The organism is Ensifer sp. LBL (assembly GCF_050435225.1).
GTDB lineage: Bacteria > Pseudomonadota > Alphaproteobacteria > Rhizobiales > Rhizobiaceae > Ensifer.
Window position 1 is genome coordinate 645857 of sequence record NZ_JBNDJY010000005.1, and the last position, 12140, is coordinate 657996.

Consider the following 12140-nt stretch of genomic DNA (forward strand, 5'->3'; position numbering starts at 1 on the left):
TAAACAACGTGCCATAGGTCATGTCGCAGTCGCCCAATTGAAACAGTTTTCTCTAAAACAGCTGGCGTCCCTGCGGATTAATCGTAAGAATACACCGGAGGATCGTAATCGCGTCCTCTGCGGCGTTCATCGGACATATCAAGACGTTGCACGCAATTGGCGTAAGCATCGGTTCCCGGCACGAATCCGTACTCCGCACAGCGGTTTTTGTATTCTACGGTTTCGCATCCCGCCAGCACGATCAGCAGGCCTGTTGCAATAAAAAGACGCATAAAGTGACCTCGGTTATTTCTCATCTTGTGGGTGCCTAGATCCCACTGCCACCTTGTGACAATGTTACGAGATGCAAGTGCAGTCCGCCTCAACGGCTGCCAATGGAAGGCTTTGTTTTTTCGGCAGAAACAGCTACATTTGTCGCAGTCACGGGGAGCTTGCCTCCCTTGTCCGTCCAGGACGGAGGTGCGCCGATCGAGGCGCCGATCATGCCGACGACACCCGGCGCACGGCCGAAGTTCTCGCAGATCGCAGAACCCGGTTTCCCGCCAAACGACGTGCGAATGTCGTAGCCGGACGGCAGGCGCAGATCGAAATTTCCGGGTTCTTTGCCGGCGACGACCATTCTTGAGAAATCTTTGCCGAACGCGCCGGCCAGGTCGTAGGCGTCGCCAACCGGCGAAACGCGCGCTTCGCTTGTAAACGAGTTGGCGCCCTTCGACCAAACGATCGCCGCCCTTTGCTTGCCGTCTCGATCCACGGCCTCCGCTTCGACCGCGAGCCCACCAAGCCCGAAGGGCAGTCGCGGTATGCCGACCGGCAGAGCCAGCGAACTGCCGATGGAAATCGCCTTGGCGGCGCCGGCGACCGACGGCTCGGTCGGGACGATGTCCGTAACGGCCGTTCGAACCGTCAGATCCGCGGGCGTGCCGAACGGGACGATCTCATACTTCTCGCTCATGGTGATGCAAATCGCGCGGTCGATCGCGTTCGTTAAAAGCAGGCGATCCTTCTGCTTCTCGACACGCTTTTGCGCAGCCGGGGTCAAAGCCGTCGGCGCGATGCTCACGGTCTTGACGTCCTTCAGGCCGTCCTTGCTGAAGTAGACCCTTTTCTTTTCGAATTTCCCCTTGGGCGCGCTGAGGTTGCTGTAGGAAGTCAGCGTCCCTGCTTCCGTCAGGGGAACGGTCGTACATCCCCCAAGCACGAGCATGATCGGCACCAGTATTGCGACCCCCCGACCGCCCGCCGCATGGGCCCTTTTTCTAGCCAGCTTGCCGCTGTTCTTCGTCTCACCACACGTCATTTGCCCGAAACCCTCGTTGTCGAAAACGAGCGCCGATTGGGGCCTTGCACCTTGTGAAAACATTACGAATTCAGATCGAGCGAACTGACGTCCACCTGAATTCGATATCCAGTATTCAGAAAATCAGCCCTCGGACAGCGTAATGTTCCTGCAAGAGAGCAATAAGACAAAGATGCACAGTGATTTTTAGCCGGAGTATATTCATGTACCTCTTCATGTTTTTTAGCACGCTGATCGTATTCAGCATCTTATTTCTGAGTGCATGCTCGATTTACTTGGAACTCAGCGGCACGAACGCAAAACCACAAGCAGATCCCATCTGGCAGGACTGATGACCGTCCCGCCATCCTGGGCGTCGGATGTCTCGGACGGCGAGAATCCATGTCGGCAGCAGGAAGCCACCGACACTACCTCTTACAGAAACCCGGCCTTCGACCGATGATAGGTCAAGGCCGCGCGCAAGCAGAGCATCAGTGGCTCGCGCGAGAAAGCGCCCGTCGCGGGCACGATGAGGGCGCGATTGCCCTCGAATGCGAAGTCATCGGCAAAATGGGCCCGGAACGTCTCAACAAGCGTTGTTTTGCAGTTGAAAAGCACCGCGCATTTGTCCGGTGCCGATTTGGCGGTGCCCAGCCTGATGGTGCTCCCGCTCTTGCTTGCCTCGGTGAGGTAGGCCGGCTCGCCCCATTTGAGCGTTTCGGTGAGCGCGCCGATATCTTTCGTTTCTGCGGCTACCGAAAATACAATCTCACGGATCTCCAACAGACGCGTTCGCACCGGTTCGGGGTAGCGCGATAGCGCTTCGGCAACGGCTCCAGGGACAGGTGGCACCTTCATGACACGGCCTTGAGGGGCAGGTGAATATCGGTGCGCAGTTCGTTTTGCGGCACTTCGCGCGGATCGTTGAGATAGGCTTCGAAGATCGGCGCATCGTCCGGCTCATAACCAGATGCAGGCAGCCATACGCCCAGAAGCCACCGATAGGCGCCGCGCATATCGGCATAGGGTCCCTTGTAACGCAACTTCGCATATGGCCCGCCGCGCAGAACCGTCTCCACCAGTGGCGCATCGATCGTGACAGAGGTTGCCACAGGCAGGCAGGCGCACGAATGCAACTCCGCCTCGGGTCCAAGATCGGGATCGTCGAAGAACACTCCGAGCATGGCGGGCTCTGCCGGCAGGGAATGGCGGTCGACAAGCTCGGCAAAGAGCCGACCCATGGCGTGGTCGATTTCCATGTAGGAACCGATGTGATCGATTCCGGCGCAGCGGCGTTCCGGCAAGCTCTCGATCACGACAGGGAAGGCATCTGTCTCGCTGGTAGCATGTGCGGCCCTAAAGGCAGCGTGCGAGCCTGCCTCACGGTAGGCGGCCGGGCTCACGCCGAAGGCACCCTTGAAAGCCCGCCCGAATGTGTCGGTCGAGCTATAACCGGCACGCGCTCTGACCGCTTCGATTTCGAGGTCGGAATTGGCCAGCCGATCGGCAGCGCGCTGGAGCCTCAACCTGCGGATCGTCGCGACAATGGTTTCTCCGCGCATGGCCGAATAGATGCGGCTCCAGTGATAGGGCGAAAGGCAAGCGACTTCCGCCAGCCGATCGAAGGAAAGATCATCCTCAAGGTGGGCATAGACGTAATCGACGACCCGGTTGAGGCGTTTGTTGTAACTTTCCTGATTGCGCATAAGGGCCCCTTGTCATGCTTGAAATCATAGAAAGTCTTGCACGGCACGGGCAGGCAAATCCTGCGGAAATGAAACACGGCTAACGATACTGAGAGTTGAGCGGCTATGTCCTCACTTAGAGACAGGACGGTCGTACAAATCAATAGAGGTGAAGCCTCCCTCGCCCAGACACTCGAGCGCCTCCCAGGTCGGCCCATCCAGCAGAGAGACTGACGCGCTCATGCCAGGGAACAGCAACGGCTGAACGCATGACAAAGCAGGAAACAAAAAGGCCGACAAAACGAATGTTTTGTCGGCCTTTCCTTTTGTGCCTGCGCATCGCCGCGGCCATCGGCCGGGCAGATTACTTTCCGGTCGCGCTTGCCGGTGGCTGCGTGACCGCCTTCAGTTCGCCTTCCTGCAGATCCGCCTCATCGGCAAGAATGGCCGTCGCCTCCGTCAGCAGGACATCCTTTACGTTCTTGCGGGCTTTCTCCATGGCGATATCGGCACTCAAGCTGCGCTCGTCGGCGTTCAGGCCATCGTCGTCACCGGCATCGTCCGCGTCGCTTCCCTGCCGAGACTTGAGCCGCGCTTCGCGATCCTTCATCTCCTTGCGACGTTCGGCTTCGTTGAGGGAGACAGTGCCCTTTTCACGCTGCGCCTTGATGTCGGCGATGTCTTCCAGCAGGCGCTGGAATTCCGGGTCGCTTGCGACACGGGCATCATGACGACCTTGCAGCGTAGGCAGCAGCGCCGTGACGGTGTTGGCGGGCGCATAGTCTGCCGGCTTGATCTCCGACCACGGCAGGGCATTGTCGTAGCTCGTCTCGCCGAAGCGCGTCGGGTCGGAAAGTCCAGGCAAGCTGATATCCGGCGTTACGCCGTGCAGCTGCGTGGTGCCGCCATTGACCCGGAAGAACTGGGCGATCGTCACCTTGAGTTCGCCGAATGCGGGTTTGCTGTTGCGAACCATCTGGTCGAGATCGACGACGGTCTGAACCGTGCCCTTGCCGAAGCTGGGTTCGCCGATGACGACACCGCGACCGTAATCCTGGATCGCCGCGGCAAAGATTTCGGAGGCAGACGCCGAGCCGCGGTTGATCAGGACCCCGACGGGGCCCGTCCAGATCGGCGCGGGAAACTCCGAGCTTGAGACCACGACCTTGCCGTCGCTGCTACGCTGCTGAACGACCGGACCAGAGCCGATGAACAGGCCGGTCAGGGCAATCGCCTCGTCCAGCGAACCGCCGCCATTGTTGCGCACGTCGATCAGCACGCTGTCGACCTGTTCCTGCTTCAACTCTTCGAGAAGCTTTGCGACGTCGCGGCTTGCGCTGCGATAGTCTTTCTCTCGCTTGCGTCGGGCCTCGAAATCCTCGTAGAAGGCCGGCAGGGTGATCACCCCGATCTTGCGCGTGGCATCGCCCGCCTTCACGGACAGGACGGTCTTCTGCGCCGCCTGCTTTTCGAGGCTGATCTTGTCGCGCACCAGGGTGATGATGCGATGGGAGGCATCTGCTCCGGCATCCGCCGGCAGCACGTCCAGACGCACGACCGATCCCTTTTTACCCCGGATCAGTTGCACGACTTCATCGATGCGCGTGCCGACCACTTCCTTTATCGGGCCATCGTGGCCCTGCCCAACGCCGGTGATGCGGTCTCCGACCGCAAGCTTGCCGGACAGCTGCGCCGGCCCGCCGGGCACGAGTTCGCGGATCGTCGTGTAGTCGTCGCGCTCCTGTAGCACCGCGCCGATGCCGACCAGCGAAAGCTTCATCGCAATATCGAAATCGGCCGAGGCGCTGGCGCCGAAATAGTCCGTGTGCGGGTCGACCGCGGTCGTGTAGGCGTTCATGAACGACTGGAAGACGTCGTCGCTCTTGTACTTGTAAGCGCGCTCGAGCGCGTTCGCATAGCGCTTGTCGAGCGTTTCGCGGATGGCGGCATCGGTCTTGCCGCTGAGCTTCAACCGAAGCCAGTCGCTCTTCACGCGCTTGCGCCACAGTTCGTTGCTCTCAGCTTCCGACTGCGGCCAAGGCGCCTTGTCCCGCAGCACGGAGTAATCCTCCTGCTTCGTGAAATCGAAGTCCTGCTTCAGCAGCTCGCGCGCGTAATTCATGCGGTCGACAACACGCTTGCCGTAGACGTTGAAGATCGCAAACGGGATCTTCAGGTCCTTGTGCTTGATGGCATCGTCGATCTCGTTGCGGTCAGGCTTGAAACTGTCGATGTCGGCCTGCAGGAAGAGCCCGCGATCCGGATCGAGAGAATCGATGAAGCTGTCCATGATCTTGGCCGACAGGGCGTCGTCGAGCGGAACCGGTTTGTAGCTGTAACGCGTCAGAAATTTTGCGCTCAACTGCGCGGCCTGTGCCTGCTGCTTCAGCGGCTCCAGAACAGGAGGCGAGGCAACGTCGGCATAGGCGGCCGGCGCGATTGCAAGAAATGCACCAAGGAAGACGTATGAAATGCGCATTCAGCGTTGATCCGTTCTTAATGCCGCGTGTCGAAAGAGGATCTAGGTGAAGCAATTATGGCTTTTTGGCAACCGGATTGATCCGGTGTCGGCGCCGGCCTCCCGGCAAGGCAAGCTTCTAACCGGACCTAATGGAGCGAGCCAGACGCCCGGAACTCGCCCGGCGCCATCCCGTAAGCGCCCGCGAAAAGTCGATAAAACGTTGCAAGACTATCGAATCCGCAGGCATAGGCGACCTCGGTGACAGACAAGGCGGGCCGCTCGACGAGAAGCCGCCGGGCCTCTGAAATCCGCATCGATGCCAGCGTGCGGGCAAAGGTCAATTCCGCGTGTTCGAACACGACATGCAGCTGGCGCACGGAAATACCGAGCTCGAGCGCGACCTTGGCCGGCGTCAGTTTCTGCTGGTGCTTGTCCCGTGCCATGATCTCCTCGGCGGCATAGCGCAGGCCCGAACGAAGGGCTGCGCGCACTTCGGGCATGCCGGGCGCCAGCCGACCGCGCGCCATGATCGCCAGCCTGGCGATATGGGCCACCTCCGCGTCAGGATTGGCCAAATGGGCATGCCTTTCGCTGATTGCGTTGAAAAGCGCCCGAAACGGCCGCGCGTATGCGGTCTCGGTGAACCGGGTGGCAAGCAGGTCGCGCGTCTGCCCGCCGAGCATCAGCTCATTGTCGAACGGCACCGTGATCACCCGGAAGTGGAATTCGTCATGACCGCCCGGCGTCGCGCGGTAGGGCAGATCGGAATAGCTGATCGCCATGTCACCGTCCTTGAAGGACTGGACGCGGTCGCCTCCCGTATCGAGAAGACCCCCGCCCTTCACCTGAAAGGCGATGCAGAGGCTGTCGCCGGCGATGCGGGCGATGTCTGCCTCGGTCCGGCTGACATGGTAGGCCGAGGCGCGCATTTCCGACGTCATGGCGCTGCCGACACGATGCGCTTGGAAGGATCCCTTGAAGGCACGACGCTTCTCGGCAGCAAGCTCGATCGTCACGCCGAAAAGGCTCTTGCCGCGCACTTCGCGCCACTGATCGAACCGGTCTTCCGGGCCGATATCGTCGGTTGAGAAACGAATCATGTTGATCTGGCGCACACCCCGATAGCGCCAGTCAGGCCGGCTGCGGCCCTACTGTTATCGTGATGCCGGCAACCAGATCAAGAGACCCGCCGCGCCGGCAGGATGCCGCCCGAAATCACCTCCGGGGTATGCCCCACAGGCCTTTGGGGGCCGCAAGCCCCCGCTCGCCAGCCAAGTGCGAATGCACCATTTTCGGGCTGATACCGCGTTGACCGGCTATCACCGGCCGTTGCCCGGGCTTGCACCCCTTGATTTCCACCGATTGCGGCTGGAATCGCACCTGTCGTCGTGGGTGGCCTCAAAGTTTCGCCTCTGCGCTCAATGAGAAGCGCGGCGATGCGGCACGCGGTATTGCGGGGCGGTCCTTTGCTAGGCTCCGGCCTGCGGCGGACAGGCGAAGGGCGATGAGGGACTCGCCCGGACCGATTTTTTTGCAACGGGGCGGCTCGATGCGCGGATACGCGGACGAGGCGTCCAATGAGGGGACTCCCGCGAGGGAGTGAGTGGGGTCGGCATGCATTTCATGGCAAGCGGCGCATCGTCATGCGCCGCAGGTTTTCTGCGCGCCAGGGCGTCCAGACTTTTTGCGGCACCTTGCGTTCACGCCAAAAAGGCATCCGTCCAATTGAGAGCAGCGTTAAGACGCTTCTTGCCGGCGACCACGATCATTCTTCTGGCCGTCTCGTCGGTCGTCACACTTCCCGATCGCGCCCGAGCGGCGGCGCCCCCCTCGATTACGGCACAGCCGACCGCTTCGACGATCTGTGCCGGCGCCAACACCATCTTCAGCGTCGGCGCGTCCAACGCCACCGGCTTTCAGTGGCAGGTGGACCAGGGGGCCGGATTCGCGAATATCAGCAACAGCGGGCAGTATGCGGGCGCAACGACATCGACCCTCACGATCACCGCTGCGACGGCTGGTTTGAACGGTTATCTCTATCGCGCGATCGTAACCGGTTCTGCCTCGCCAGACGCCACATCCGATCCCGCAGCGCTCACGGTTCGCAGTGGCCCGCGGATCACCGGGCAGCCGTCGGCGTCGACGATCCCGGTCGGAGGCAACACCACCTTCAGTGCGACGGCGAGCAGTGCCACGGGCTATCAATGGCAGGTGGACCAGGGGGCCGGCTTCAACAGCATCTCCAACAACGCTCTCTATTCCGGCGCGACTACGGCCACGTTGACCATTTCTGGCGCAACGAGCGGCATGAGCGGCTACATGTATCGCGTCATCGCCGTTGGCGCCTGCACGCCGACTGCAGCCTCAAACAACGCCGCGTTGACTGTCGTGCCGCCGCCGACAGTGACGGGTGTCAGCCCCGCAAGCGGTCCGACGGCCGGCGGCACACGTGTTACCGTGACCGGCACCGACTTCACCGGCGCAACCGCAGTCCGATTCGGAGCATCGGCAGCGAGCTTCACGGTGACCAGCCCGACCTCGATTACCGCGACAGCGCCCGTCAATGCCGCCGGTACATACGATGTTACGGTCTCCACCCCCAGCGGCACAAGCGCGACCCTGGCGGCGGATCAGTACACCTATATTGCGCCGGCAACCGCCAACGCCGTTTCGGCAACCGTCGCCGCGAACTCGTCGGCCAACATGATCACACTGAACATCACCGGAGGTGTTCCCGACAGCGTGGCGATCGGCGCCAGCCCAAGTCATGGAACGACAAGCGTTTCGGGCGCCACGATTGCCTATACCCCGACAGCGGGTTATTCCGGAAGCGACAGCTTCACCTACACCGCCACCAACCTGTCGGGAACCTCGGTGGCTGCGACTGTCTCTATCACCGTGACACGGCCGACCCTTGAGCTGACACCCTCTCCGGGCCCCATTCCTGGCGGCGTGGCCGGGCGGCCCTACAGCCAGAGCTTTTCAGCCTCGAACGGAACGGCCCCTAACACGTTCCAGATAACCGCGGGCGCTCCGCCACCCGGCATCTCGCTGGATCCGGCAACCGGCACGCTCAGCGGCGTTGCGACGGCAACAGGCACCTTCAACAGCAGGATCACGGCCACCGACGCCTACGGCGCAACCGGAGAAGCCAACTATTCTCTGACCATCGTCTGTCAGACGGTCTCCTTCACCCCCTCAAGGGGGAGCCTTCTGTCAGGCGCGCTCACGGGCGTTCCCTACAGCCAAAACATTTCCGCTTCGGGATCGGGGATTGGAGCATTCACCATCAGCTCGAGCTCCTGGCCGCCAGGGCTGACATTCGACCATGCAACCAACACTCTCACCGGGACACCGACACGAGCAGGCACATACGATTTCACCGTCGACATGACTGATGTCTATGGTTGCCCTCACAATGCAACCTACGCCGTCGAGGTCGCGCATCCGACGATCGCCATGGCGCCCGCAGCCGGCACCCTTCCAGGCGGAAAGACCGGCGTTGCCTACAGCCAGATCATCTCCACCTCCGGTGGGTCGGCGCCCTATACCTACGCGCTGACGGCGGGGACACTTCCGACGGGCGTCACCTTCGATGCGGCGACAGCCACGCTCAGCGGCACACCGACAACCATCGGCAACTCGAGTTTCACCCTTACCGCGACCGATGCCTATAGCGCATCGACCAGCGCGGCCTACGCACTGAACGTGTCCTATCCGACGATCGTCGTTTCGCCGGCAGCAAGCGCCCTGCCCGACGCCACGACCGGGATCGCCTACAGCCTTAGCCTATCCGCATCCGGTGGATCGGGCCCCTATAACTACGCCATTACGGCTGGAAGACTGCCGGCAGGCCTGACACTCGAGCCGTTAACCGGCGTCATCAGCGGCACGCCATCCGCATCGGAGAGCACCAGTTTCACCGTCACTGTAACGGATGCCTACTCCGCCTCGGCGTCTGCAGCCTATACGATAGCCGTCGCGTTTCCGACCATCGATCTCAGCCCCTCAGCCGGCGCCTTGCCGGGCGCCACCATCGGCGCTGCCTACAGCCAGACCGTATCCGCCTCGGGCGGGTCGGCTCCCTATAGCTATGTCGTCTCGGCGGGACATTTGCCGGCAGGCCTGACGCTGGACGGTCCAACCGGCGCGCTCAGCGGCACCCCGACGACCACCGGGACCTCCAACTTCACGGTGACCGCGACAGATGCCTACGCCGCATCGACGACGGCGAGCTATTCGCTGACCGCAACGTTTCCGACTGTCGTTGTCACCCCTGCCGCCGGTGCGCTGCCCGGGGGTACCACCGGCGTCGCCTACAGCCAGGCCATCACCGCCTCCGGCGGGTCGGCTCCCTATAGCTACACGCTTGCGGGAGGATCCCTTCCCGTCGGCCTGACGCTCGATCGGGCAACCGGCATGTTGGCCGGCACGCCGACGGCGGCCGGAAGCAACGCGTTTACAATCGCTGCGACAGACGCCTACGGCGCATCGACGACGGCGAGCTATTCGCTGACCGCAGCTTCTCCGGTTGTTGCTCTCACCCCTGCCGCCGGTGCGCTGCCCGGAGGCACCACCGACGTCGCCTACAGTCAGGCCATCACCGCCTCCGGCGGGTCGGCGCCCTATAGCTACACGCTTGCGGGAGGATCGCTTCCCGCCGGCCTGACGCTCGATCGGGCAACCGGCGTGTTGGCCGGCACGCCGACGGCGGTCGGAAGCAACGCGTTTACGATCGCCGCGACTGACGCCTATGGCGCAACGGATGGAGCCGCCTATTCGCTGACCATTGTCCCGGCCCTCAGTGCACCGATCGTCCATGCCGTTTCCGTAACGGTTGCAGCCAAATCCTCGGGCAATGCGATCCCGCTCAACATCACCGGCGATCCGGCCGACAGCGTTGCGGTTGCTTCGCAACCGTCCCATGGCACCGCAAGCGGCACGGGAACGACGATCAGCTACACGCCGGCTGCCGACTATTCCGGTTCGGACAGCTTCACCTACACCGCAAGCAACGCCGCCGGCACATCCACCGCGGCGACGGTGACGATCACCGTGAGCGCGCCGGCCTTCACCTTTACGCCAGCTGGCGGAAGTCTTGCCAATGCCATGGCCGGCGAAGATTACCGCCAGCAGATCACCGCCGTGGGTGGACGGGCACCGATGCTCTACAGGATCGCGTCGGGCGCACTGCCTGACGGCATGGTCCTCAACGTCTCGACCGGTGAACTGACCGGACCGCTTGGCCCCAGGAGCGAAGGCGAATACGCCTTCTCGATCCGGGCGGAGGACGGCAACGGCGCGACCGGAACCGAGACATACAGACTGACGGTCACACCGCCTGAGATCACCGTTGGCGACAAGGTGATCGACGTTCCAGCCGGCGCGACGCCAGCCGACGTCTACCTCAATCGCGGCGCAACCGGCGGGCCTTTCACCGAAGCGCAGCTAAGCTTCGTCGAGCCGGCGAGCGCCGGTACGGCGGCGATCATTCGTGGCCAGCTCGCGCAGGCCGGGCCGGTCGGCACACCAGTCGGATGGTATCTGCAGTTCACGCCGAACCCTGCCTTTTCCGGCAAGGCAAGGGTGGGTTACCGCCTGACCAGTGCGCTCGGCGTCTCGAACACCGGCACCATCACCTACAATCTTTCCTTCGGTGCACAGCAGGTGGCGGAAGATATCGACGCCCTCGTGCGGGGCTTTGTCGCCACCCGGCAAGACCTCATTGCGACAGGCATCTTTGTTCCCGGTCTCCTGGAACGGCGCCAGATGGAGCGGGCGACCGATACGATCACGGCGCGAATGTCGCCGTCCGAAGACGGCATGACCGCGAACCTCAGCACCAGCCTGGCGCAGCTCGACGCCGCGCGGGATGCCGCCGACGGCATCTCCGACGCCCAGCCAAGGGCCTTCAATGCCTGGGTCGATCTCGCTTTCCTGGCGCATAGCCGCGACGAGAACGACGGCAAGTGGGGCAGCTTCGCAATGCTCAACGTCGGCGCCGACTACCTGCTGTCGGAAAAGGCGCTGGTCGGCCTGTCCTTCCACTACGACCGGATGACGGACCCGACCGACGCCGATGCAGAACTGACGGGAAACGGCTGGCTCGCCGGCCCCTATGCATCGCTGGAACTCGGCAAAGGCGTGTTCTGGGATACGAGCCTGCTCTACGGCGGCTCGGCCAACGACATCGACACCGCCTTCTGGGACGGCACGTTCGACACGACGCGATGGATGATCGACACGGCGATCGAGGGTCAGTGGGATCTCGATCCATCAACCGTGCTGACGCCGAAGCTGCGCGCCGTCTACTTCTCCGAAACGGTCGACGACTACACCGCGCACAACAGCGCCGGCGACAGGATCACCATCGACGGCTTCGACCAAGAGCAGTTCCGGGTAAGCCTCGGCGCCGAGATCGAACGGTCTTTCCTGCTCGAAAACGGATCTACGCTGACGCCGAAGCTCGGCGCGACGGCCGGCTATTCCGGGCTCGACGGCTCCGGCCTGTTCGGCAATCTGACGGCGGGGATCTCGCTGGCAACCGCCGATTTATGGCTGCTCGATCTCGGCCTGCTCCTCAACGTCGGCGAAGACGGGGAGAAATCCGTGGGCGGACGCGCCAGGGCCTCCCGGCAGTTTTGACGCTGGGCGGCGTCCCCGGGCGCGCTATGGATTTCGCCTGGCAATCCGCTAGATTCTCTGGCGGGCAGCA

The 12140-nt window shown here is 62.5% G+C and carries 6 protein-coding genes; 1 reads left to right on the plus strand and 5 read right to left on the minus strand.

Annotation, left to right across the window (positions count from 1 at the left end):
• Positions 1 to 361 precede the first annotated feature (361 nt).
• The 5 genes from OKW20_RS22935 to OKW20_RS22955 all read right to left on the minus strand — a co-directional run bounded on the left by OKW20_RS22935 (position 362) and on the right by OKW20_RS22955 (position 6465).
• The gene (locus OKW20_RS22935) at positions 362 to 1207 is read right to left on the minus strand and encodes a DUF3313 domain-containing protein (RefSeq protein ID WP_429175829.1); all 846 of its coding nucleotides are present in this window, start codon (positions 1205 to 1207) and stop codon (positions 362 to 364) included.
• Between the two features lie 507 nt (positions 1208 to 1714).
• Complete coding sequence (locus tag OKW20_RS22940; RefSeq protein WP_429175660.1) at positions 1715 to 2137, minus strand: DUF1801 domain-containing protein; 423 nt, start codon at positions 2135 to 2137, stop codon at positions 1715 to 1717.
• Entirely contained in the window at positions 2134 to 2985 is an 852-nt protein-coding gene (locus OKW20_RS22945) for an AraC family transcriptional regulator (protein WP_429175663.1), read from the minus strand. Before OKW20_RS22945 ends, OKW20_RS22940 begins: the two co-directional genes overlap by 4 nt.
• 343 nt (positions 2986 to 3328) lie before the next feature.
• A complete protein-coding gene (locus OKW20_RS22950; protein ID WP_429175666.1) occupies positions 3329 to 5443 on the minus strand; it encodes a carboxy terminal-processing peptidase in 2115 nt (704 codons plus the stop codon).
• 128 nt (positions 5444 to 5571) lie between these two features.
• Positions 5572 to 6465, minus strand: a complete 894-nt coding sequence (locus OKW20_RS22955) for a helix-turn-helix transcriptional regulator (RefSeq protein WP_429175832.1) — start codon at positions 6463 to 6465, stop codon at positions 5572 to 5574.
• A gap of 709 nt (positions 6466 to 7174) precedes the next feature.
• Here OKW20_RS22955 and OKW20_RS22960 point away from each other — a divergent pair.
• Positions 7175 to 12070, plus strand: coding sequence for a putative Ig domain-containing protein (locus OKW20_RS22960; RefSeq protein WP_429175668.1), 4896 nt, complete (start codon positions 7175 to 7177; stop codon positions 12068 to 12070).
• Positions 12071 to 12140: the final 70 nt, after the last annotated feature.

Excerpts from the sequence above, each read along its gene's own strand:
- OKW20_RS22945 (WP_429175663.1), bottom strand. The coding sequence starts at position 2,985 with ATGCGCAATCAGGAAAGTTACAACAAACGCCTCAACCGGGTCGTCGAT.
- OKW20_RS22935 (WP_429175829.1), bottom strand. The coding sequence starts at position 1,207 with ATGCTCGTGCTTGGGGGATGTACGACCGTTCCCCTGACGGAAGCAGGG.
- OKW20_RS22950 (WP_429175666.1), bottom strand. The coding sequence starts at position 5,443 with ATGCGCATTTCATACGTCTTCCTTGGTGCATTTCTTGCAATCGCGCCG.
- OKW20_RS22940 (WP_429175660.1), bottom strand. The coding sequence starts at position 2,137 with ATGAAGGTGCCACCTGTCCCTGGAGCCGTTGCCGAAGCGCTATCGCGC.